Below are 25,094 nucleotides of genomic sequence, written 5' to 3' on the forward strand. Positions count from 1 at the left end.
ATTAAATAAAACTAACATAATAATGTCATGATGATGTACTAATTAAAAAATGATATGTTAATTAAAAAAGAAGTTTACTAGTATAGTAGTAAACTTCTTTTAGATTTTCTATGTTTTTAGAGTTTTTTTTTAAAACTTTCTATGTTTTGTTTTAATATCTTTAAATCAACAATAAATTAAATTCATTTTTAGTTAATATCAATATAAATTTATTATGATTTTATTTTTAAAGTACAATATGTTTTGAATTTTCACGTATATCTACTTCAATGACTTTTTCTATTGTATCTCCTCTAAAGCCTAGTAAATTACTTGTTAAGTTTGCAGTAGAACAAGAGTGGTTAGGTATGATTCTTATCCTATCACCTATTTTTATATTAGTTTTTCCATTTACTTTAATTTTGCCAACTTCTTCTGAAAGTGAATCAATAATAAGTTCTGGATGTCCACAAACTATACCATAGCCAACAATACTACTATTTCCATGAGCACCCTTATCTAGTCCAAGGCATTTACTTCCACAATCAACTAAATAATATCCATCACTATTTTTTGATATTACAGTACATACAACAGTAAGAGCACACATCTTTTCAGTAGCACATCCTAAAGCTATTTGTATAGCATCATAATATACATAGTTTCCAGGTCTTACAGCAGTGATAGTTTTAGAAGTAGCTTCAGTTTCAACTGTTGGAGTGCTTCCAGAAGCTACAATATCTATATTAAATCCATTATCAGTTAATAATTTAGATGCTTTTTCCATAGCAGAATTTTCTTGAACACAAACATCTGGTACACCTTCTGGAGAACTGCAACCGTATACTTGACCTGGATGTGAGCTTATTCCAACAATTTTTATACTTTCTAGTTTTGAAATTTCAATAGCAAGTTCTACTACTTTTTCTGGTTTAACACCAAAACGGTGTAATCCGCAATCTACAATAAGAAGTAGTTTACATTCAATTTTAGCTAGAGAAAAAGCCTTGCTGTAAGCTCTTGCACATTCTATATTATCTGTAGCACATATTAAATTTATTTTTGAAGCCATGGTTACTACCCTATTTATATTTGCATCTCCCATGTAAGGGTAAGCCAACATAATATCTTTAAAGCCAGCATTTATCAAAGCTTCAGCTTCATCAAGAGTTCCAACAAGAAATCCAGTAGCACCTGTATCTTTTTGAAGTTTTGCAATATATGTACTTTTATGAGTTTTAAGCATAGGCCAAAGCTGTTTGTTATTCTTTGTACAAATTTCTTGTATTGTATTTATATTTTCTTCTAACTGGTCTAAATCTAGTAAAAAGCTTGGTGTAGCAATTTCTGAAATTTTCATATTGTTTACCACCTTTCAATAAAAATAAAATCAATCACAGGTCTTAATTTTACGATATTAATAAATATTATGATAAGATTAATTTTATAATATAAATATCTTCTAATTATATTATAGAACCAGTATGAGGTTAGAGCAATATTTATTTAGATTAATTAGAATTTTCAATATATTTATTGGTTATCAAATTATGTAACTATTAAACTGTATATATAATAATGTTTTATTTTTGTGGTTTTACTTAAAACTGTTTGAGTTTTATTTAATAGGGTATTTTAAATAAGTAAAAATTTTATTTCAGCATAAAAAACTTATATTATAAATTTTGGAGGTAGCAAATATGAGAAAAGTGGTACTTTATATTGCAATGAGTTTAGATGGTTATATAGCAGAAGAAGATGGTAGTGTAGCTTTTTTAGATGAAGTAGCTTCAGATTCTCAACAGGAAGATTATAATACTTTTTACGATACAATTGATACAGTTATTATGGGAAATTCAACATATACACAAATAATAAATGAACTAAGCCCAAATGAATGGTTTTATAAAGGGAAAGAATGTTATGTGTATTCAAAGACTACTAGTGGAGTTAATGAAAATGTAAATTATACCAATTTGGAACCTAAAAAACTAATTGAGCAAATTAGAGCAGAGAAAAATGGGAAAGATATCTGGATAATTGGAGGAAGTGAAATAGTAGAATTATTTACAAAAGATAATCTAATTGATGATTATTTTGTATATGTATTGCCAATAATATTAGGTAGAGGAATTCCATTATTTAAAGCTGGAATACAGAGAACAAACTTAAATCTTAAAAAGGTTAGTAATATAGAACAACTTGTAAAATTAGAATATAGTAAAAAACAAGTATAAAGTATGTGCTGGCTTGTTATCATTTTATAAAATAAAGTATTTAAAAGCTTAAATTATATATAAATTGACATTACTTGTCAAATATGGTAACATAGAAGCGACTTATCGGAGGGTGTATTAAAAAGAATATGCTGGAGAAGAGAGTGCACTAACTCTTTTCTCCTTTTTTTATAAAAGCAAGTATTCATAAGCTTGGCATTACTACATAATAATTACACTGTCTCAAAAATTAAGAAAGGAGTAGAATATGAAATTAATTTTAAATTATTTAAAAAATTATAAGTTATTAATAGCATTAAATATACTGGCTATATTTAGTTTTGCATTAGTTGAATTAGGTATACCAACAATAATAGCTAAAATAATTGATAATGGTATTGCAAATCAAAACACAACTTACATAAAACAAATGGGAATAGTAATAGTTGTTATTTCTATTATAGGAGTTGTAGGTAGTGTATTATTGGGTTATTGTTCTGTAAAAATATCAACAGGAGTAACTAGAGATATAAGAAATGATATATTTAAAAAATCTCAAGAATTTTCACACACTGAATACAATAAATTTGGGATTTCTTCAATGATTACAAGAACTACAAATGATGCATTTCAAATTCAACAATTTGTAAATATACTTCTTAGAACAGCTTTATTAACTCCAGTCATGTTTATTATAAGTATAATCATGACAATTAGAACAAGTGTAGAGCTTTCTTTGGTATTAGCTATATCAGTTCCTTTTATAATTATTGGAGTAGCAGTAATAGCAAAAATTTCTCAATCAATATCGTCTAAACAACAAAAAGGACTGGATAAACTAAACCTTATATCAAGAGAAAATTTAACGGGAATAAGAGTAATCAGAGCATTTGGGAATGATGACTATGAGACAAAAAGATTTGAAGAAACAAATACATATTATGCTAATGTTTCTAAAAAATTGTTTAAGCTTATGTCAATTACTCAACCCGCATTCTTTTTATTATTAAATATAGCTGTTTTGGCTGTGTTTTGGATTTCAAGTGAAAAAATAAATATTGGAGAAATTCAAGTTGGACAATTGGTTGCATTTTTGGAATATCTTTTCCATGCTATGTTTTCAATTATGCTTTTTTCAATGGTATTTATCATGTATCCAAGAGCAGAAGTTTCAGCAAATAGAATAAAGGAAATTTTAGAAGAAGAACCACTTATAAAAAATCCTAAAAATGGAGTAAAAGATACTGAAAATAAAGGACTTATAGAATTTGACAATGTAACATTTACTTATCCAGATGGAGAAGCTTCTGTGCTTAAAGATATTTCGTTTACTGCAAAGACTGGTGAAACAGTTGCCTTTATAGGTAGTACTGGTAGTGGAAAAAGTACCTTAATTAACTTGATACCTAGATTTTATGATGTAACAGAAGGTAGTATTAAGATAAATGGAGTAGATATAAGGGAATATGACTTAAAGGCTTTAAGAAAAAAGATAGGGTTTATACCTCAGAAGGCATTGCTTTTTACTGGTAGTATAGCAAATAATATTAGATTTGGTAAAAATAAAGCAGGAACATCAGAATTAGAACATTCAGCCAAAGTTGCACAGGCATATGAGTTTATATCAAAAAAACCTAGAAAATTTGATGAATTAATTAGTGAAGGTGGAGCTAATGTATCTGGAGGTCAAAAGCAAAGACTTTCTATTGCCAGAGCTATTATAAGAAAACCTGAAATATATATATTTGATGATAGCTTCTCTGCATTAGATTTTAAGACTGATGCAATACTTCGTTCTAAGCTAAAAAAAGAAACAAAAGATGCAATTGTATTGATTGTTGCACAGAGAATCAGCTCAATTATTGATGCTGATAAAATTGTAGTACTAAATGAAGGACAAGTTGTTGGAATGGGAACTCATAAGGAATTATTGAAAAATTGTGAAATATACTATGAAATTGCAACATCTCAGTTGAAAAAGGAGGAATTGGAATAATGAAAAAGTCTAAAGGTTTTAAAAAAACAATTGGTAGACTTCTTCCATTTGTAAAGCAATATAAATTTTCATTTATTATAGCTATTATATGTATAATTTTAGCAGCTACTATGAATGCAATTGCTCCTAAAACAGAGGGATTAATAATAACACAATTAACTAAAGATGTAATTCGTATAGCAAAAGGAATACCAGGAGCATCTGTGAATTTTAACTATGTAGTAAAAATTTTGGCACTCTTAGCATGTATATATGTTGCTAATGCAATTTTTACGTATGCTTCAAGTTTTTTACTTACAAATGCTATTCAAAATACTATGAGAGACTTAAGAAATGAAGTAGAAAATAAGATAAGAAAACTGCCTATTAGTTACTTTGACAGCAATAGTTTTGGAGATGTACTAAGCCGTATATCAAATGATGTAGATACAATATCAAATGCCTTACAACAGAGTTTTATGCAAATTATTAACTCAATTTTAGTAATAATTTTGGCAATTTCTATGATGTTTACAATTAATGTATATATGGCATTTATAGCTCTTTTTATAATTCCAATTAGTTATTTTGTATCTAAGTTTATAGTAAAAAAATCACAAAAGCGATTTTCATTACAACAAAATGCTCTTGGAAAATTAAATGGAAAAGTACAAGAGATGTATACTGGATTTAATGAAATAAAATTATATGGTAAAGAAGAAGACTCTATAGAAGAATTTAAAAAAGTAAATCAAGAACTTTGTGAAAATGGATTTAAGGCACAATTTATATCAAGTATGATGAATCCAATGGTTTCATTAGTAACTTATTTTGGAATTGCAGCAGTAGCAGTAGTTGGTTCTATATATGCAGTGAGTGGAGGGATAACAGTTGGAAATTTACAAGCATTTGTACGTTACATATGGCAAATAAATCAGCCTCTTTCACAGATGACACAATTATCAACTGTAATACAATCTTCTTTTGCAGCAATAGAGCGTGTATTTGAAATTTTGGATGAAGAAGAGGAAACTCCTGATGTTGAAAATCCAGTTAAGATAGAAAATGTACAAGGAAATGTTACATTTGAACATGTGAATTTTGGATATGGAGAAAGTGAGACTTTAATAGAAGATTTAAATGTAGAAATAAAAAGTGGTCAAATGGTAGCTATTGTTGGTCCTACTGGAGCAGGTAAAACAACATTAATAAACTTATTGATGAGGTTTTATGATGTAAAGGGAGGAGCTATTAAAGTAGATGGAGTAGATATCAGAAATATGAGACGTGAAGATTTACGTTCAATGTTTGGAATGGTACTTCAAGATACATGGCTATTTAATGGTACTATTTTTGAAAATATAGAATATGGTAGATTTGGAGCTACTAAGGAAGAAATTATACAAGCAGCGAAAGTAGCAAATGTACATCACTTTATAACTACACTTCCAGATGGCTACAATATGTTTTTAAATGAAGAAGCATCTAATATATCGTTGGGAGAAAAACAACTTTTAACTATAGCTAGAGCTTTTATATCAGACCCTTCAATATTGATATTAGATGAGGCTACTAGCTCTGTTGATACTAGATTAGAATTGATGCTTCAAAAGGCAATGAGAAATCTTATGAATGGTAGAACTAGTTTTGTTATAGCACATAGACTTTCTACAATTCGTAATGCTGATTTGATTTTGGTTATGAATAATGGAAGTATTATAGAGCAAGGTAATCATGATGAACTAATGGAAAAAGGCGGATTTTATGAGAAGCTTTATAATAGCCAATTTGCAGATACAGAATCTGAATAGTAAAATATCTGCATGAATAATAGCTAAAATTTAAATTGATAATGTTAGAATTGAAAAGAGTATCAGCAAAGTTATTTTTTAATAAACTTACTGATACTCTTTATATTTAAGCTTAAAAATATTTATATTTGACAATTAATCTTGTTATATCTGATAGCTAGAATTGCAGTATTTTTCTTTTTTACCTTTTTGTTCTCTGACATATAATAACTCACTTAACTTATCAATGTAATAACAATCATCACTTATGCGAATTAAACTAGTTAGATAATATCCGTCTTTACTTCGAGGAATTTTTTTGTTTATAGCTAAGTCAATAGCTGTCTTTGCTGCCTCAAAATGTTTTAAGTGTGTATGACCTTCTTCAAAATTCTTTCTAGTATTATAAACTACATAACCTTTTTTAACTTGAAAAACTATAAATTCTTTTTTTTCATATATTTTATTAAACATTTAATCAGCCTTTCTCAAGATAGTTTTATAGTATAACAATAGAAGCTTCTAAAAAATTTTATAAAGAGTATAAATATTATGTAAATTATAGACCTAAAGGCTATAATTTTATAAAGATAAATTTTTTATTACTTATATGTTAATTCATAGAAGTTAAAAGTAAATTATCTTTAAGTTAAACAAAAGTAAAATAAAAGACTAGTTATAATATTTATATGAAAAAGTACAAAATATAGTATAAAAATATAGAAAAATTAAATTATTTACTTGCAGTTTCTAGTTCCGTAAGTATATTTACCTTGAGATATATTATCATCATGAAAATATATTCTCTCACAAACTTTATCACCCCATAGAATATTTTTTGTTATTTTATGTGATGTATCTCCTGTAAATACCTCAGCAACAGTGGTATCAGTAACATCACAATAAAGGGATGCAAACTGCTTAAACCAAGGATTTTCTTCAAAGCGTGAAAGCCAGGAAGCTCCATAAGGACAGTGTAACTCTTCAAATTCAGGAACCCAACCTAAAAATGGAACATCAGTTATACTAGCAATATTGTCAGCAATCAATTCATCTCCATTTTCATTGGCTCTTTCTCTCATAGAAATAGCTCTTTCTTCTGATCTTTCAAACAAAACTTTTTTTAATATTTCAGCAGTTTTTTCATTTCCAAATTCCTCAACTAATACTTTGGTAAAATAAAAATATAAATCACCAAAATGTTTACAAGCCACACGAACTTCTTCAATAGCATAATCTTTGTCAATAGTTTCATTAGTTACAGTATCTTTGTTCAAAAAAATCACTCCTTAAAATAATAGTAGTTACATTATAATTATAGAGTATTTTTTATAAATAAGAAATTGATTTGAGATAAATAACATTTTAGTAAATGTAAATAGATTATTAAAATAATTTATTATTACAAAAATCTTCTAAATTGATGTATTTAGGAGTCTCCATATGAATAAGTGTTGTTTTGTAAATATCTTCAGTACATCCATTAGATATATTATTAAAAATATCTGTATGCTCTTTTAATGTTGTTTCTAGTCTTCCCTCATGTGATAATGAATCAAGAGCTAATTTTTTTATTCTGTACATATAGCTGTTGAACATCTTATCAAATTCAGTATTTTGAGCATATGAGACGATTGTTGTGTGAAATAAAGTATCATATTCTGCAAATGTGTTTAAATTCTTATCACTTGATACAATCTCTTTTTGTTTATCTAAAAGATACTTTAATTTATCTATAGTTTGAATTGCTCTAGGCTCTTTGTATTGGCTTGTAATCAAAAAAGTACAAAATCCTTCTATTGCAGAACGTATTTGAAATATCTCTACAATTTCATTGGCTGTGATTTGATGAATTTTAAAACCCTTACTTGGAATGATATCTATAAAACCATCTTGACTGAGTCTTTGAAGAGCATCTCTTATAGGAGTTCTTGAGATTCCTATTTCACTTGCAAGCTTTGTTTCAGAATATATTTCATTTTCTATTATTTCACCAGATAGTATTAATTCTTTTAAATAGTCATATGCTTGTTCTTGTAATCTTTTAAATGTAGCCATATTTTACCCCTCCTAAACAATGTAAAAATACAAAAACTTATATAATGTTAAGAATACAACATAGTAAAATTAAGGTCAATCCTTTGAAATTTAAATTATATATTGGATGATATGGCGATATAAATAAAGGTTTAGTTGAATGATACTTAATTATTGATAAAAATAGTTGATATAAAGAAAAATAATTAGTATAAAGTATGATTAAATATAATATAAAAATAGTGTGGTTTATTTAACATAAATAGTATGCGTTAAATATGATGCTTATAGGTAAAATCTATTATATAAATCTAAAAATCGTGTTTTATTGTTAAAATAAATACTTTTATATTTTATATTGACCGGTATACTGGTGTGTAGTATACTTTAAATCATAAAAAACGTTTTCAAAAATATGAAAATATGGAGGGGTATATAATGAAATTAGGATTTATCGGATTAGGAATAATGGGAAAACCAATGGCCAAAAACTTACTAAAAGATGGATGTAATCTTTTAGTATATGACATTAATAAATGTGCTGTAGATGAGCTTGTATCGTATGGTGCAAAATATGCAAGTCTTTCAGAAATAGGTGAAGAGTGTGAGATTGTATTTACAATACTTCCAAATGGAGCTATTGTTCAAGATATATTATTTGGAGCTAATGGTTTAACAAATACTTTAAGAGAGGGAAGTATAATTGTAGATATGAGTTCAGTTACACCTACAGAATCTATGTTATGTGCAGAAAAATTAAAGCAAATGAACTTAGAATTTATAGATTCGCCAGTAAGTGGAGGTGAACCAAAAGCAATTGATGGAACACTTGCTTTTATGGCTGGTGGTAAAGAAGAGGTATATAAAAAAGTAGAGCCATTCTTTAATATAATGGGAAGCTCAGCTATCTTAATTGGAGATAATGGTAGTGGAAGTGTTACAAAACTTACAAATCAAGTAATAGTTAATCTTACAATAGCAGCAGTATCTGAAGCATTTGTACTTGCAGCCAAAGCAGGAGCAGACCCAGAAAAAGTGTACAAAGCGATAAGGGGAGGTTTAGCTGGCAGTACAATATTGGATGCAAAAATACCAATGATTATGAATCGTGATTTTAAACCAGGTGGGAAAATATCTATCAATCTAAAAGATATAAAAAATGTAATGCAGACAGCACATAATTTGGATGTGCCACTACCTATGACAAGTCAGCTATTAGAAATTATGCAAACATTAAAAGTACATGGACACTTAGAAGATGACCATGGTGGAATAGCTCAATATTTTGAAAAATTAGCAGGTGTTGAAATAAAAAAACACAATAACTAATGGCAAAGATATTGATGATATAGTAGATATGTATTATAAAAATTAGATTTAGATTATATTATACAGAGATGATAGAGTTACAGTATCATAATAAAAGAAAAAATAAGGTCAAGAGATAATAAAGTAAATTATAAAGGGGAAAAGATTATGATTACAGGATATGGACTTTTGATAGCATTTATTATATCTATAGGAATTTTGCTTGTGTCAATTATCAAGTTTAAAGTAAACCCATTTTTGGCATTACTTATAACATCAATAATTACAGGATTTATGGTTAAAATGCCTATAAATGAAATTTCAACTACAATATCAACTGGATTTGGAAATACATTAGGTAGTATTGGTATTGTAATTGGACTTGGAATAATATTTGGAAATATACTTTCAGAATCAAGAGCAACAGAATCTATTGCAAAGGGATTGTTGGCTAGAACTGGAGAAAAAAATAGTGCGTTAGCTATAACTACAGCAGGATTTTTAATTTCAATTCCAGTGTTTATGGATGCTGCATTTGTTATAATGATGCCTATAGTTAAATATGTTTCGAGAGTAACTAAGAAGTCTCTTATGGTTTTTGTATGTGCATTAGGCGTTGGTACAATAGTAGGTCATGCACTTGTAATACCAACACCAGGGCCTTTAGCTGTTGCAGCAAATGTAAATGCAAATGTAGGTAGTTTTATACTTTATTCTATAATTGTTGCATTTCCAGCAGCTCTTGCAGGAGGATGGATTTATGGAAAACGTTTTGAAAAATATCCAGCTTATGCAATTGACGAAAATAATAGAGAAAAAAATTTAGAACAAGAAAAAGAGAGTATTGAACTTGAAGATGATAACTCTAATAAAGTCCCTGGTTTTGGAGTTTCTATGTTTTCTTTATTATTCCCAATACTTCTTATACTTGTATCAAATGTATTTAGTATGTTTTTAGAAAAATGTTCTAAAATGAGTGGAATACTTGCTTTTATAGGCGATAAGAATATAGCAATATTACTTGGAATATTGGTAGCAATAGTATTTTTAAAGAAGTACATAAGTAAACCTATGGGAGATGTTGTTATTGAAGCTGCCGATTCAGCAGGATTGATACTATTAATAACAGGTTCAGGGGGAGCATTTGGTAGTGTTATAAATGCTAGTGGAATAGGAAACTTCTTAGTTGACACTATGTCTGGACTTAGTATATCAGTTGTAGTACTTGGATTCTTATTAAGTGCATTACTTAGAATTTCTCAGGGTTCTGCTACTGTAGCACTAGTGACTACCTCATCAATTTTAGGACCGACAATTTTAGCAACTGGGATGTCACCAGTTTTAGTAGGGCTTGCTATATGTGCTGGTGGTGTTGGTTTTTCTCTTCCAAACGATTCTGGATTCTGGGTACTTTCAAGATTTAGTGGATTGTCAGTTAAAGATACTTTAAATTCATGGACAATAGGAGGTACAATAGCTGGTATTACAGCATTTGCAATGGTTTTATTACTTAGTGTTATAAATGGTATTATACCACTTCCAGGCTTATAAAAAATATAAATATTAAACATATGCATACTGTAATAAATTGCATAAAGGGGGATTTTTAGTGAGAGAAGTCAATTCAATTAACATAGATATACTCGATACTTTTAAGAACGTAGATGAAGATAAATTAAATAAATTACTTGTAAATGAACTTAAAAATTTAAATAGAAAAATTATTGTATTAGATGATGACCCAACTGGAGTACAAACAGTTCATGATGTTTCTGTATATACTGATTGGGATAAGAATAGCATAGAACAAGGTTTTGATGAAGAAAATAGTATGTTTTTTATACTTACTAACTCAAGGGGATTTACAGTTTCTCAAACAACAGAAGTGCATAAGAAAATTTCAAAAAATATTGTGGATATTTCTCAAAAAGTTAATAAGGATTTTATTATTATAAGCCGAAGTGATTCAACAATGAGGGGGCATTATCCTCTTGAAACTAATCTGTTGAAAAATGAGGTGGAAAAATTATCAGGGAAAATATTTGATGGTGAAATAATAATGCCATTTTTCAAAGAAGGTGGAAGATTTACGATAGACAATGTGCATTATGTAAAAGAAGGAGAAATGCTTGTACCAGCGGGAATGACTGAATTTGCAAAAGATAAATCTTTTGGATATAAATCTTCTGATATAGGAGAATGGTGTGAAGAAAAAACAAATGGAGAATATAAATCTAGTGATATGACATACGTTTCATTAGAGGAACTTAGAAGTTTAAATATTGATAGGATAACAGAAAAGCTTAAAATGGCAAAGAATTTCAACAAAATCATTGTAAATGCAATAGATTATGTAGATGTAAAGGTATTTACAATTGCGTTTATACGTGCAGTAAACAGTGGCAAAGAATTTATATTTAGAAGCGCTGCTGCTATAACAAAGATACTTGGAGGTGTAAGTGATAAGGAATTACTTACTAAAGAGGAATTAGTATCAAAAGATAATACTAATGGAGGTATTATACTTGTTGGTTCACATGTAAATAAAACTACTCAACAACTAGAAGAACTTAAAAATTGTAAACATCCTATAGAATTTATAGAGTTTAATCAACATTTAGTTTTGAGAGAAGATGGATTAAAAAATGAAGTAAAAAGAGTTATACAAGTTGTAGAAGAGAAAATAACTAATGGAAAGACTGTTGCTGTGTATACTAGACGTGAGCGTTTTGATTTAGATACGAATGATAAAGATAAACAACTTATGGTTTCTGTAGAAATTTCGGATGCTGTAACTAGTATAGTTGGTATGCTTAATGTAAGACCAAATTTTATTATAGCAAAAGGCGGAATTACATCTAGTGATGTTGGAACTAAGGCACTAAAAGTAAAAAAGGCTACTGTAATGGGTCAAATAAAACCTGGTATACCAGTATGGATGACAGGAGAAGAAAGTAAATTTCCTAATATGCCATATATAATTTTCCCTGGCAATGTTGGAGAAGTTAGTACACTTAGAGAAGCTGTTGAAGTATTAATGGGCTAGAAGATTTGATTTAAAAATAAGGATAAGTCAATAGTAAGTTTTAGAATATATTAAATAAGGTTTAGAATATTATCAATAATATTCTAAACCTTATTTGTATTTATAAATATTTATATTATAATATGGCATATAATTTAGATTATTTATTTTTTTTGATTGATTTAATATCTTCTTTGATTTTATTTAAAATATCTTTATGCTTATTAGAGCTTATATTAGGGAACGCCTTAATAATACGTCTATGAAGTAATTTGTGACTAGATAGTAGAGTATTAAGCTTGTTTTTAAGTTCTTCAATTCTATTTTTAGCATAACGATAATTTTCTCTTTCTTTTAATATTTCAAATCTATCCTCTAAAGTCTCAAGTCTATTTTCAACCAAAGTCTCAAGTTTATTCTCAATGGTTTCTTGTGTAATAATTTTGTAGTATTCCTTTTTATCTTTTAATTCCTTGATTATAAGGTTGATTTGTTTTAATTTACCATTTAATTGTAAAATTGTGTGTACTGTAATTATTAAATCTAAAACAAAATAAATTTCTATGGATATACCAAGAATAAATAGTATATTTTTAGGAATATAATCTATGAAATCAACTACAATAGGATGTATTATCAGCATTACAATTAATGACAACACACCAAACATAAGTGAATTTTCTAGGCACACTCTTCCATGAATGTTGAACTTGTGATTGGAATAATCCCACCACTTCATATTAAATATTTTTTCTAATACAAAACTTGTAAAATACTCCATTATGCTGGTGATAATTATACTAAACACAAATAATAAGGGAATATTATGAACAAAAGGAGTTAATGTAGCTACTATTGCTAGTGCTCCAAATCCATATATAGGACAAAATGGCCCATTTAAAAAACCTCTATTTACAAATTGTTTTTGTAAAACAGAACAATATGTAGTCTCACAACACCACCCTATAAAACTATAAATTACAAAATAAAGAAATTGGATATAAAATGTACTCATAAGCACCTCATTTCTAGTTAATATAACATTATATAATACTATATATCTGGTGTTTTCTTTCACAATTAACTATATTACTTTAAATTTAATTTACATATTGATTATACCAATTTATAGAAATTTATCAAATTTAATTGCAATTATAATATTATATGCAAAACTATAATAATGAGATTTTATTTAAAATAAATAAGGGTGTCAAGTATAATCAAATCAATATCTGTAGATACTCTACAGTATATTGTTTTGATTACCTTTGACACCCTTATATTATTTATATTTTGTTTATTTACATTTAAAACTAGAACAACATGTTTCAGTGTAAAGATTTACTCTATCAGTTTCAGGAGCGACTACTATATTATCAAGATTACATAAGCTACCATCTTTATTATACTTACAAGTCTTGACACTACAAACTAATTCTTCACAATTTCTATTGTTAACATTATTAGATAGATTACTATAAATAGATTCATCTAAAAACGAACTACAGCAAGTATGTCTATCATTATGGGCTTGTTCACCATTTATAAAAATTTTATCTGCATAACATATATGGCTGTTATTATGTGAGCAGTTAGTTACATTACAATTGATTCTTTCCAAAGTTATTACCTCCTAAACTATTATTTATTATAAATTATGTCCATATAATTGCAAGAATATAACATTTAAGAGAAAACTTCCTTTTAGAAGATATCTATTTTTAGATTAATTTGAAATACAGATATATTTTCTTCTAAAATTTACCTAAATTGTATAAAAACTTACAGCTTGGAGAAAATAATAGAAAAAGGAGGCGTAATCAATGTTTGAAAAGAAGAAAAAAGAATTATTTCCTTGGAAAATATCTGCATTAGTACTAGTAGGAGTATTTGTATTAAGTAGTGGAGTTTATATAGGAACAAAGTTAAAAAATAATGGAGTTCAAACTGGTAAAGTTGTAAGTGCTAGTGCGAATATGAATGAAGAATCAAAAGAAGCTTTTGGATTAAATAAAAACTGTGAAGTTTGGCTTCAAAGCGAAGGTGAGAATGAAACTAACTATAAGAGAGTACTTACGATGGCTGGAGTAGTTCCAGAGTCATTATTAGATAAGACAAAATCAGAAATAGTATCATATTTTAAGCAAGAATATCCAACTAAAACAATAAAGAGTATGGATAAAAATGAAATCATATTAGTAGAATCTAAAAACAGTGATAATAAAGATGTACAAGCAATGAACACTACTATAAAAGGTAAATATACAATTGAAAATGATAATGGAAATATAGCATTGTATAAATATGATGATAGTGGAAATAAAACATTAGTAGAAAAAACTAAAATAAGAGTAGATTCACTTCCTAAGACTGTTCAAGATGAACTTAAAAAAGGTGTAGTTATGGATACAGAGGAAGAGGCCTATTCAAGATTAGAAGATTTTGCAAGTTAATATTTCAAATTGATATTAAGATTCAAAACATATTTAATGCCTATTAAAATACAATAATTTATTTGTACTAAATATAAAAGTTATATTGGAGTGAGAAGTTCGCTTTGATATAACTTTTTTATTTGATTTTATTAAATCTCTAAGAATACTCGTGACTTTAGTCATGAGATGAATTAGGGAAATAGTAAGCGTATAGAGAAGTTTGTATGTAGAGATAGTAAACAATCTATCCAATATACCACTTGAATTGCTGGAAACCCCTAAAGCTTATGTGAACGACAACCTCTAATACGATTAATGTAGAATTTAGCTACAGGTTAAATTTTCTCTACTGTCATTGTTTTTTACCAAAACATTGGCTTTACAGTAAAGATATGTTATAATCATCTTAGAAAGCGAAGTGATATATATCATGTATTTAACTGTAAAACAGCAGGTAAAACATCTTTCAAAGGAAGATTATAAGAATATTAAAGAGCTTTCTCGTATAGCTAAAAATTTAGCTAATGAAGCAATCTATAATATTAGGCAATATTACTTCCAAGAAGGCGAATATCTAAATTATGAAAAGAATTATGTTCTTCTGAAAGATAGTCCTAATTACAAAAATTTAAATTCCAATATGGCTCAACAAATTTTGAAGGAAGTAGATGGTTCATTTAAGTCTTTTTTTGGACTGCTTAAATTAGTGAAAAAAGGTAAATATTCTTTCAAAGATATAAAATTACCACATTATCTTCCAAAAGATGGATTTACTACACTTGTCATTGGTTTTGTTCGATTAAATAATAATCAATTAATAATTCCATATTCACGTCAATTTGGAAAAGAACATAAAAAAGTTATAATAACGATTCCGCCAATTCTTAAAGATAAGAAAATTAAGGAAATTCGTATTATACCAAAAGCAAAAGCTAGGTTCTTTGAAATTCAATACACTTACGAAGTGAAAGAAGAACAAAGAAAATTAAATAAAAACAAAGTACTAGCAATTGATTTTGGAATTAATAATTTAGCAACTTGTATTACTTCTACTGGTGAAAGTTTTATTGTTGATGGAAAGCGTTTAAAATCAATAAATCAATGGTATAATAAACAAAATGCACGACTTCAAAGTATTAAAGATTTACAGGGGTATGTAAAACGAAATACCAATCGACAAAAATCGAATACTCGCAATCGAAACAATAAAGTAAATGATTATATGGCTAAAACAGCTCGTATTATTATTAATTATTGTTTAAAAAATGATATTGGTATTTTAGTTTGTGGGTATAATGAAACTTTTCAATACAGAAGTAATATCGGGAAAGTTAATAATCAAACATTTGTACATATTCCTTTTGGTAAATTACGTGATAAATTAGAATATCTATGTAAACTATATGGAATTACTTTTTTAAAACAAGAAGAAAGTTATACTTCCAAAGCTAGCTTTTTTGATAAAGATATTATACCAGCTTATAATGACGATAATCCAAAGGAGTATGATTTCTCTGGAAAAAGAATTAAAAGAGGATTGTATCAAACTAAAAAAGGAATGATTTTAAATGCTGATGTCAATGGTGCATTAAATATTTTGAGAAAAAGTAATGTTGTGTTCTTAGATGGACTATACAGTAGGGGCGAACTGGACACGCCTGTACGTATCAAAGTAGCTTAGGTTATTTTGAACGTAATCGAACTCTGCGATTTTAGTCGTGGGAGGTTCAGGGTATAATAATTTAGAACATAAGTTTTTATGAGAAATACATTTTGGTATTTCTTTTATTTTTAGGAGGAATTTTTTAAAATGATGATATTGGGGATTGACCCAGGTATAGCCATAGTTGGATATGGTATAATTGAATATAAAAATAGTAAATTTAAAGTAATAGATTATGGAGCAGTGACAACACCTGCGCATATGAATATCTCTAAGAGGTTAGAACTTGTATATAAAGGAATTGATACAATAGTAAAGAATTACAATATAGATGAAGTTGGAATGGAGGAACTATTCTTTAACAAGAATGTAAAGACTGCTATAACAGTAGCACAGGCTAGAGGGGTTACTATGCTTGCTTGTGCACATAATGGTAAACCAATATATGAATACACTCCGCTTCAAGTAAAACAAGGTGTAGTTGGATATGGTAGAGCAGACAAAGCACAAGTTCAACAGATGGTAACCTCATTTTTAAGTTTAAAAAAAGTTCCAAAGCCAGATGATGTTGCAGATGCTCTAGCTGTGGCTATTTGCCATGCTCATTCAAATAAACTTGAAAAAACTTTAAAGAATATAGGTGGGAAGTATGTATAGTTATATAAAAGGTACAGTAGAAGAAATTTATATAGACAGTATAGTTGTTGAAAACAATGATATAGGATATAAGATAAATGTGTCATCCAATACAATAATGAATTTGCAAATAGGGAATACTGCAAAAATATATACTAAACTAATAGTAAGAGAAGATGATATGAGTCTTTGCGGTTTTGCAAGCAGGGAAGAATTAAAGATGTTTGAATTGCTTACATCTGTATCAAAAATAGGACCTAAGGTGGGGCTTTCAATACTATCATTTGCATCACCAGCGCAACTAGGAGCTTATATTTTAAGCGAAGATGTTGGGAAACTATCTAAAGCTCCAGGCGTTGGTAAAAAGACAGCAGAGAGAATCGTTTTAGAACTTAAAGATAAAGTAGATAAAAATAATATAGAATTTGAACCAACATTATTATCACAAAAACCTACTTTCATATCTCAAGATGAATCTATAGATGCACTTGTAGCTTTGGGGTATACCTTAGCAGAATCAAAAGAGGCAGTTCAAAAATGTAAAAAAGATGGTATGAATACAGAAGACATTATAAAAAAAGCACTTACATATATAATGAGTAAATCTATGAAGTAGCATTTAATTTGTGAATGTAAAATAATATTTAAAATAAGGTAGATTTGCAAAATTACGGAAGGAGGGGTATAAATGCAAGATTTTGAAGATGAAAATAGGATAATAACTTCTACTATGAAGGTGGAAGATATAGATATAGAAAATAGTTTAAGACCAAAAACACTAGAAGATTATTTAGGTCAAGAAAAATCCAAAGAGCAACTTAGTATATTTATAGAGGCAGCAAAATCAAGAAATGAGCAGTTAGACCATGTACTTTTATATGGACCACCAGGGCTTGGAAAAACTACACTAGCAAGTATAATAGCTAATGAGATGGGAGTAAATTTGAGGATTACATCAGGACCTGCAATAGAAAGAGCTGGAGACTTAGCAGCTATACTTACAAATTTGAATGAAAATGATGTTTTATTTATAGATGAGATACATAGAATCAATAGGAGTGTTGAAGAAGTATTGTATCCAGCAATGGAAGATTTTTGTTTAGATATAATAATAGGAAAAGGACCATCTGCGAGAAGTATAAGGCTTGACCTTCCTAAGTTTACACTTATTGGAGCTACTACAAGAGCTGGTATGCTTACAAATCCACTTAGAGATAGATTTGGTGTTATTTGTAAATTAGATTATTATACAGTTGATGAACTTTCAAAAATAGTGCTTAGGTCATCAAATATTTTAGATGCAGAAATACAATCTCAAGGAGCTTTAGAGCTTGCAAAACGCTCAAGAGGAACTCCAAGAATAGCAAATAGATTGCTAAAAAGAGTTAGAGATTTTGCACAGGTTAGGGCTGATGGAAGGATAACTGATGAAGTTGCAAAGGATGCTCTTGAACTTTTAGGAGTTGATAATTTAGGTCTTGATTTTGTGGATGAAAAGCTTCTTATAACTATAATAGAAAAATTTAGGGGTGGTCCTGTAGGTCTTGATACGTTAGCAGCTTCAATTGGTGAAGATAGGAATACAATAGAAGATGTGTATGAGCCGTATTTACTTCAACTAGGGTTTATAAATAGAGGGCCTAGAGGTAGAGTAGCCATGCCATTAGCCTATGAACATCTAAAAATACCTTATCCTAGCGATAGATAAGAATAGAAGAAAGAGGTATCAATTAGAAAAATAATCATTAAATTAAAATATTTCTAAAATGGGCAAAAATTCAAACATATCCACAAAATGGTAATTATATCTGTAGATACTGTGGATAAATACAAGGGAAAATGTGTGTACTGTATCTATATATTGTGGATAAGACGTGTATAACGTGGAAAAATATCTATATATTGTGTATATGCTGTATGTTAAAAATAGGGATTTATTGATAGATTATGGTAATATTGTAGAAAATAAGTTGTTTTTTTGATATTATTGTAGCTAGAGAAATTTTAAGAGAGGAAGTTTGACATTGAAAACAAGTGATTTTAAATTTGATTTACCACAGGAACTTATAGCTCAAGTTCCTATAGAAGATAGAGCTAGTTCAAGATTGATGGTATTAGATAAAGAAACAGGAGAAATTGAGCATAAAGTATTTAGAGATATAATAGAATATTTAAATCCGGGAGATTGTTTAGTTTTAAATAATACTAGAGTTATACCTGCTAGATTAATAGGGGAAAAACTTGAGACTGGTGGAAAAATTGAATTTTTATTATTAAAAAGAACAGAGGAAGATACTTGGCAAGCTTTAGTAAAGCCAGGTAAAAGAGCAAAAGTGGGAACTAAGTTTTCCTTTGGAAATGGGAAATTAATTGGAGAAGTTGTAGATTTATCAGATGAAGGTTCAAGAATTATAAAGTTTCATTATGATGGAATTTTCGAAGAGATTTTAGATGAGCTTGGAAATATGCCACTTCCTCCATATATAACTGCTAGATTAGAGGAAAAAGAAAGATACCAAACTGTTTACTCAAAACATAATGGCTCAGCAGCGGCACCTACAGCAGGTCTACACTTTACAGAAGAATTATTAAATGAAATAAAAGAAAAAGGTGTAGATATAGCATTTATAACTTTACACGTTGGTTTAGGTACTTTTAGGCCAGTAAAAGTAGATGATGTTTTAAATCATAAGATGCATTCAGAATATTATATGGTTAGTCAAGAGGCAGCTGACAAAATAAATAGAGCAAAAAAAGATGGGAACAATGTAGTATGTGTTGGAACTACTAGTTGTAGGACTATAGAATCAGCTTGTGATGAAAATGGCAAGATGAAAGAAACTAGTGGATGGACAGATATATTTATATATCCAAGTTATAAATTTAAGGTTTTGGATAGACTTATAACTAATTTCCATTTACCAGAGTCTACCTTAATCATGTTAGTAAGTGCTATCTGTGGAAAAGAAAATGTTTTAAATGCATATAATGAGGCAGTAAAAGAAAGATATAGATTCTTCAGTTTTGGAGATGCTATGATTATAAAGTAGGGAGGGAATAGATGCATAGCTTACAAAAACAAAAAAAGAATAACCCTATATTAAAGATTGCTTTTATATTTGAACGTGTATTAGCAGTAGTAGTTTTAATAGCAGTATTTTTAGGTACAATAGATGTATTAAGACTTATGTGGGGAGCATATATAGTTGATTTTCAAAACCCAGTACAATACAGTCAGCTTAATGATTTCTTAGCACAAATATTACTTTTGGTGATAGGTGTTGAGCTTGTAGTAATGCTATCACTTCACATACCAGGAGCATTTATTGAGGCACTACTATATGCTATAGCTAGAAAAATGTTATTGCTTCCTAAAAATGAAGGAATGATAGATGTTTTAATTGGAGTTATAGCCATTGCAGGACTATTTGCTATAAAAAAGTTTTTAGTAACAAAAGACAAGAGTGCTCTTAATATAACGAGTATTCATGATGAAGAAGCAATCAAAGAACAACAAAGTAAAGAGGATAAAGATAAATCTATTTAGAAAATATATTAGATATTTAGATTAGTGAAAATATATGTTATGAATAACTAGAAATAAAAATTATTAAGGAGATATTTATGTACGCAGTAAGATACGAACTGATAAAAACTTGTAAACAAAGTGGTGCAAGGCTTGGAAGATTACACACGCCACATGGGATTATAGAAACACCAATATTTATGCCTGTTGGGACTCAAGCAACAGTAAAGTCTATGACACCAGAAGAATTAAAAGAGATTGGCTCACAAATAATACTTAGTAACACTTATCATCTATATATGAGACCAGGACATGAACTTATAAAAAAAGCTGGTGGACTTCATGAGTTTATGAACTGGGATAAGCCAATACTTACAGATAGTGGAGGATTTCAAGTATTTAGCTTAGGGCCTTTGAGAAAGATAAAAGAAGAAGGTGTAGAATTTAGGTCACACCTAGACGGTTCAAAACATTTTTTAACTCCAGAAAAAGCTATGGAAATACAAAATGCGTTAGGTTCAGACATAATGATGGCATTTGATGAGTGTGCGCCATACCCAGCAGATAGAGAGTATGTAAAGAATTCATTAGAAAGAACAACAAGATGGTTAAAAAGATGTAAAGATGCCCATAATAATACAGACAAGCAAGCTTTATTTGGTATAATACAAGGTGGAATGTATAAAGATTTAAGAGAGCAATCAGCGAAAGAAATAACAAGCATTGATTTACCTGGATATGCGATTGGTGGACTTAGTGTTGGAGAACCAAAGCCACTTATGTACGATGTACTAGAACACACAACTCCATTTATGCCAAAGGACAAACCAAGATACTTAATGGGAGTTGGTAGTCCAGATGATTTAGTGGAAGGTGTTATAAGAGGAGTAGATATGTTTGACTGTGTTTTACCTACTCGTATAGCTAGAAATGGAACTGCAATGACTAGTCAAGGTAAAGTAGTAGTTAGAAATGCAACTTATGCTGAAGACTTTACTCCACTTGACCCTGAATGTGATTGTTATGCTTGTAAAAATTATTCAAGAGCCTATATAAGACATCTTGTAAAAGCAAATGAAATACTGGGTGCAAGATTGATAACTACTCATAATCTTCACTTTTTACTAAATTTAATGAAACAAATAAGACAAGCAATAATGGAAGATAGATTACTTGATTTTAGAAATGAATTTTTTGCAAAATATGGATATGAAATATAGGTTTTGCACTATTAATTATAATCATTTTAATATATAATATTCAATAGTACTCAAAGCTAAAGAAAGTAAATTGTTGTATAAACATTTATTACGATTTGCAAAAGAGTATAATTTACAAAGGAGTGAAAAATTAATGCCACAGCAACAAATAATGATGAGTATAGGTCTATGGGTAGTAGTAATTGCAATCTTTTATTTCCTAATGATTAGACCTCAAAAGAAAAAAGACAAACAATTGAAAGAAATGAGAAGTAGCCTAGGTGTAGGAGACAAAGTCATTACAATAGGTGGAATAGTAGCTAATGTAGCTAAAGTTGAAGATGATGTTGTAATATTAGAATTAGGACCAAACAGAACTAAAGTTCCATTTGAAAAATGGGCTATAGGGACAGTTCAATCTAGAAAAGAAGAAATAGAAGAACAGTAAAATAGTAATTTAAAAGCCTTTTCTCGAATATATATTAATTTGAGAGGAGGTTTTTTTATGGGAAAATCTAATTATATTTTTAAAGGTTTGGGATATGCATATATAATAACTTTGGCTGTTTTATTAGTGTATAACTTATTTTTGACATTTACAGATATCGGTGGAGATAATATAACTATGGTTGCATCATTTATAACTACTATTTCTGCAGCTATAGGCGGTTTTTACACTTCAAAACACATGCAAGAAAAGGGACTTATGTATGGACTTTTAGTTGGACTTTTGTACATAGTGTGTATTTTTTTGACTGTGTTTTTAGCACAAGAGAGCTTCATATTTGAAGTAGGAATGATTTATAAGTTATTGCTTATATCAGCAGCAGGAGGTATTGGAGGAGTATTAGGTGTCAATTTTAAATAGAGTTTATATTAAAGTGGTTTTGTGATATAATCAATAGGAAACAATTAGAAATGGAGGCGTTGAAAATGGAAAATAAACATGTAAAAACTTTATCTCAAGCTACTTTAAAGCAAAGTGCTGCAAAAGGTGGATGTGGAGAGTGTCAAACTTCTTGTCAATCAGCTTGTAAAACTTCTTGTACAGTTGCAAATCAAGAGTGTGAAAGATAGAAAATTATTGATTTAGTTGTTTGTAAGAGGGTATCTCAAAATGGTTCTTTTATCATTAATGAGGTATCCTTTTTTATTTTTTGTCTCCATATAAAATGTTTAATATGTTTATAAAAAATAAGGTTTGACTTGTTAGTGTTTAATTTTTTATATATTCAAAATCTAACTTTTTATTCTTATATTTCTAATATATGCATTAGTAAATTATGTAAACTTATAAAATGTATTGATAAATAATATTATATATAATATTATCTATATGTGGGAAATACGAATATAAAAAATTAAATACAATATTCGGAGGACATAAATATGTTAAGTAACAAAAAGAGAAGTATGGCAATAGTAATGGCAGGAGCTACAGTTATGAGTGCAGCAGCACCAATATTCGCAGACAACACTGTGTCAAAAAATGTTGATAAAAATTACACAGTAAGTGCAAAAGATTCTACTAAACTAATCGAAGAGGTTAGAAAAGCATTAGAGATTAAGTTTGAAGAGACAAAAGCAGGAGCAAATGTAAATGATAGAGTTTATGATATAAAAGTAGATAATGTAAACTTAACTAATGCAACTCAATTACAAAACAAGATAAACTCATTAGTAGAAGGACAAAGTTTAAAAGTTACTATACAAGATAAAGGCCATCAAACTATAGGTGGAAAAGTAGTTGACTATAAAATTGAAAACTACAAAACAGCTCAAGAAATAGTAGATGCAGTTAATGCTTTCAATGCAACTTTAGCAGAAGATTCTGATAGCAAGTTAACAGCAACTATAAAGTCTACTAGCACAGTTGAAGTAAAAAGAGCGAAAGATTCAAAAAATACAATAACAGTAAATGTAGGAGACCAACATTTAGACTTTGCAAAACCAGTAATATCAGAAGAAGGTACTTTTGAAGGATATGAAAAGCGTTACAGCGATATAGAATCAAAAGAATTACATACAATAACAGTTAAAAATGCAGATTTACAAGACATATCAGCAGAAGATTTATTTGATGGAGTTAGATTAACTACATTAGGTAGAGAAATAGTTAATAAAGTTAAAAATGGATATACTTTAACATTTGAGAATGAAGCAATACTTACTCAAGAGCAAGAAGATAGTGATGATAAAGATAAGCCAGAAAAGTCAAGCTTTGATATGGTTTTAAGTAAGACAAATGAAAAGCCAGAAACAATAAGTGTATCAAGTAAAAACCATAAATTAGTTAGAGATTTACACAAAGTACTAACTGATGTAAAAGACGGAAAAGAATTAAAAGTAGAAGTTTTATCTGGAGATTCAAGATTTACAACAGCAGTAGAAGTTAGTAAGGAAAGATTCAAAGATGGAGAAGCAGATTCAATAATTTTAGTTGGAGAAGATGCTATAGTTGATGGATTAGCATCAGCACCACTTGCATCTCAAAAAAATGCACCAATACTATTATCTAAAAAAGATTCATTACCATCAGAAATAGAAGCTGAGATATTAAGAGTACTTGGAAGTAACTTATCTTCTAAGAAAATATATATAGTAGGTGGAGAATCTAAAATATCAAAAGAAACTGAAGAAAAACTTTCTAAATTGGGTGTAAGTAAAGTTGAGAGAGTTTCTGGAGATGATAGATTTGAAACTTCTTTAGAAATAGCAAAACAATTAAAAGATACATTTAAAACTGCATTTGTAGTAGGTGGAAATGGAGAAGCAGATGCTATGAGTATATCTGCTAGAGCTGCTCAATTTGGAGCTCCAATAATAGTTACAGGTAACGAGTTAGATGCAAGTGCTGAAAAATTATTAAAAGGAAAAGAATTAGAAATTGTTGGTGGAGAGAATTCTGTATCAAAAGAAGTTGAAGATAAATTAGTGGAAATAGATTTAAACAACAAAGTTGAAAGACTAGCTGGAGAAAACAGAAAAGATACTAATGCTAAAGTAATCAACAAGTACTATGCAGGAGCAACTAAAGCATATGTTGCAAAAGACGGTTATGTAGGTGGAAATGGACAATTAGTTGATGCACTTACAGCAGCACCACTTGCAGCTAGTTCAAAAGCACCAATAGTATTAACTACAGAAGAACTTTCTAAGTCACAGGAAGAAGTAGTTGAGTTAAGACTTAAAAATGCTACTAAGTTAGTACAAATAGGTGAAGGAATAGCTAAAAATGCTATTGAGAAAATAGCAGAAAAAATAAACTTATTTAAATAAGAACTAATAGTATATAAAAATTG

23 protein-coding genes and 1 pseudogene are annotated in these 25,094 nt (G+C 28.8%); 18 read left to right on the forward strand and 6 right to left on the reverse strand.

Annotated features, from left to right (window positions below):
* Nucleotides 1-226 precede the first annotated feature (226 nt).
* Nucleotides 227-1,339, reverse strand: a complete 1,113-nt coding sequence (locus IC213_RS08165) for an alanine racemase (RefSeq protein WP_227434413.1) — start codon at nt 1,337-1,339, stop codon at nt 227-229.
* A gap of 340 nt (nt 1,340-1,679) precedes the next feature.
* On the opposite strand from IC213_RS08165, the gene IC213_RS08170 reads away from it, so the two are divergent.
* From IC213_RS08170 to IC213_RS08180, 3 genes are all read left to right on the forward strand, one after another.
* Entirely contained in the window at nt 1,680-2,216 is a 537-nt protein-coding gene (locus IC213_RS08170; protein WP_227855213.1) for a dihydrofolate reductase family protein, read from the forward strand.
* 247 nt (nt 2,217-2,463) lie between these two features.
* On the forward strand, nt 2,464-4,191 hold the full coding sequence (locus tag IC213_RS08175; RefSeq protein ID WP_227855214.1) for an ABC transporter ATP-binding protein: 1,728 nt from the start codon (nt 2,464-2,466) through the stop codon (nt 4,189-4,191).
* Nucleotides 4,191-5,981, forward strand: coding sequence for an ABC transporter ATP-binding protein (locus IC213_RS08180; RefSeq protein WP_227434416.1), 1,791 nt, complete (start codon nt 4,191-4,193; stop codon nt 5,979-5,981). The genes IC213_RS08175 and IC213_RS08180 overlap by 1 nt, the downstream gene beginning before the upstream one ends.
* Nucleotides 5,982-6,125: 144 nt before the next feature.
* Here the strand turns inward: IC213_RS08180 and IC213_RS08185 are convergent, their stop codons facing one another.
* The 3 genes from IC213_RS08185 to IC213_RS08195 all read right to left on the reverse strand — a co-directional run bounded on the left by IC213_RS08185 (nt 6,126) and on the right by IC213_RS08195 (nt 8,018).
* Nucleotides 6,126-6,434 (reverse strand): hypothetical protein, encoded by a 309-nt coding sequence (locus IC213_RS08185; RefSeq protein ID WP_227434417.1) that lies wholly within the window; start codon nt 6,432-6,434, stop codon nt 6,126-6,128.
* Nucleotides 6,435-6,697: 263 nt separating this feature from the next.
* On the reverse strand, nt 6,698-7,246 hold the full coding sequence (locus IC213_RS08190) for an L-2-amino-thiazoline-4-carboxylic acid hydrolase (protein ID WP_227862975.1): 549 nt from the start codon (nt 7,244-7,246) through the stop codon (nt 6,698-6,700).
* Between the two features lie 100 nt (nt 7,247-7,346).
* A complete protein-coding gene (locus tag IC213_RS08195) occupies nt 7,347-8,018 on the reverse strand; it encodes a GntR family transcriptional regulator (protein ID WP_227434419.1) in 672 nt (223 codons plus the stop codon).
* Nucleotides 8,019-8,417: 399 nt separating this feature from the next.
* Here IC213_RS08195 and garR point away from each other — a divergent pair.
* The 3 genes and pseudogenes from garR to IC213_RS08210 all read left to right on the forward strand — a co-directional run.
* Nucleotides 8,418-9,326 (forward strand): annotated as a pseudogene (gene garR / locus IC213_RS08200) (2-hydroxy-3-oxopropionate reductase); the annotation flags it as partial.
* Nucleotides 9,327-9,473: 147 nt separating this feature from the next.
* Nucleotides 9,474-10,856, forward strand: coding sequence for a gluconate:H+ symporter (locus IC213_RS08205; protein WP_227862976.1), 1,383 nt, complete (start codon nt 9,474-9,476; stop codon nt 10,854-10,856).
* 58 nt (nt 10,857-10,914) lie between these two features.
* Nucleotides 10,915-12,351, forward strand: a complete 1,437-nt coding sequence (locus IC213_RS08210; RefSeq protein WP_227846052.1) for a four-carbon acid sugar kinase family protein — start codon at nt 10,915-10,917, stop codon at nt 12,349-12,351.
* A gap of 139 nt (nt 12,352-12,490) precedes the next feature.
* On the opposite strand, the gene IC213_RS08215 is transcribed toward IC213_RS08210, so the two are convergent.
* A complete protein-coding gene (locus tag IC213_RS08215; RefSeq protein ID WP_227482098.1) occupies nt 12,491-13,345 on the reverse strand; it encodes a putative ABC transporter permease in 855 nt (284 codons plus the stop codon).
* A 285-nt stretch (nt 13,346-13,630) separates the two neighbouring features.
* Nucleotides 13,631-13,954, reverse strand: a complete 324-nt coding sequence (locus tag IC213_RS08220; RefSeq protein ID WP_227434424.1) for a DUF1540 domain-containing protein — start codon at nt 13,952-13,954, stop codon at nt 13,631-13,633.
* A 202-nt stretch (nt 13,955-14,156) separates the two neighbouring features.
* Here IC213_RS08220 and IC213_RS08225 point away from each other — a divergent pair, with 202 nt between their 5' ends.
* The 12 genes from IC213_RS08225 to IC213_RS08280 all read left to right on the forward strand — a co-directional run bounded on the left by IC213_RS08225 (nt 14,157) and on the right by IC213_RS08280 (nt 25,071).
* The gene (locus IC213_RS08225; RefSeq protein ID WP_227434425.1) at nt 14,157-14,786 is read left to right on the forward strand and encodes a BofC C-terminal domain-containing protein; all 630 of its coding nucleotides are present in this window, start codon (nt 14,157-14,159) and stop codon (nt 14,784-14,786) included.
* Between the two features lie 412 nt (nt 14,787-15,198).
* Nucleotides 15,199-16,449 (forward strand): transposase, encoded by a 1,251-nt coding sequence (locus IC213_RS08230; RefSeq protein WP_227862977.1) that lies wholly within the window; start codon nt 15,199-15,201, stop codon nt 16,447-16,449.
* Nucleotides 16,450-16,578: 129 nt separating this feature from the next.
* A complete protein-coding gene (gene ruvC / locus IC213_RS08235; protein ID WP_227434427.1) occupies nt 16,579-17,088 on the forward strand; it encodes a crossover junction endodeoxyribonuclease RuvC in 510 nt (169 codons plus the stop codon).
* Nucleotides 17,081-17,683, forward strand: coding sequence for a Holliday junction branch migration protein RuvA (ruvA, locus tag IC213_RS08240; protein WP_227434428.1), 603 nt, complete (start codon nt 17,081-17,083; stop codon nt 17,681-17,683). Before ruvC ends, ruvA begins: the two co-directional genes overlap by 8 nt.
* Before the next feature lie 72 nt (nt 17,684-17,755).
* Nucleotides 17,756-18,775 carry a Holliday junction branch migration DNA helicase RuvB gene (gene ruvB, locus IC213_RS08245; RefSeq protein WP_227434429.1) on the forward strand — a complete coding sequence of 340 codons (1,020 nt, stop codon included), beginning with the start codon at nt 17,756-17,758 and terminating at the stop codon, nt 18,773-18,775.
* 316 nt (nt 18,776-19,091) lie between these two features.
* The gene (queA, locus tag IC213_RS08250; RefSeq protein WP_227434430.1) at nt 19,092-20,117 is read left to right on the forward strand and encodes a tRNA preQ1(34) S-adenosylmethionine ribosyltransferase-isomerase QueA; all 1,026 of its coding nucleotides are present in this window, start codon (nt 19,092-19,094) and stop codon (nt 20,115-20,117) included.
* Between the two features lie 11 nt (nt 20,118-20,128).
* The gene (locus IC213_RS08255) at nt 20,129-20,614 is read left to right on the forward strand and encodes a phosphate-starvation-inducible PsiE family protein (RefSeq protein ID WP_227482100.1); all 486 of its coding nucleotides are present in this window, start codon (nt 20,129-20,131) and stop codon (nt 20,612-20,614) included.
* A 77-nt stretch (nt 20,615-20,691) separates the two neighbouring features.
* Complete coding sequence (gene tgt, locus IC213_RS08260; RefSeq protein ID WP_227434432.1) at nt 20,692-21,813, forward strand: tRNA guanosine(34) transglycosylase Tgt; 1,122 nt, start codon at nt 20,692-20,694, stop codon at nt 21,811-21,813.
* 133 nt (nt 21,814-21,946) lie between these two features.
* Nucleotides 21,947-22,240, forward strand: a complete 294-nt coding sequence (yajC, locus tag IC213_RS08265; RefSeq protein ID WP_227434433.1) for a preprotein translocase subunit YajC — start codon at nt 21,947-21,949, stop codon at nt 22,238-22,240.
* Nucleotides 22,241-22,297: 57 nt separating this feature from the next.
* Nucleotides 22,298-22,660 (forward strand): TIGR04086 family membrane protein, encoded by a 363-nt coding sequence (locus tag IC213_RS08270; RefSeq protein ID WP_227434434.1) that lies wholly within the window; start codon nt 22,298-22,300, stop codon nt 22,658-22,660.
* 65 nt (nt 22,661-22,725) lie between these two features.
* Nucleotides 22,726-22,869 carry a six-cysteine ranthipeptide SCIFF gene (gene scfA / locus IC213_RS08275; protein WP_009891067.1) on the forward strand — a complete coding sequence of 48 codons (144 nt, stop codon included), beginning with the start codon at nt 22,726-22,728 and terminating at the stop codon, nt 22,867-22,869.
* 312 nt (nt 22,870-23,181) lie between these two features.
* Entirely contained in the window at nt 23,182-25,071 is a 1,890-nt protein-coding gene (locus IC213_RS08280) for a cell wall-binding protein Cwp8 (RefSeq protein WP_227862978.1), read from the forward strand.
* The last annotated feature ends 23 nt before the right edge of the window (nt 25,072-25,094 follow it).

The sequence above is a fragment of the Clostridioides sp. ES-S-0049-02 genome, assembly GCF_020658465.1.
Taxonomy (GTDB): Bacteria; Bacillota; Clostridia; order Peptostreptococcales; family Peptostreptococcaceae; genus Clostridioides.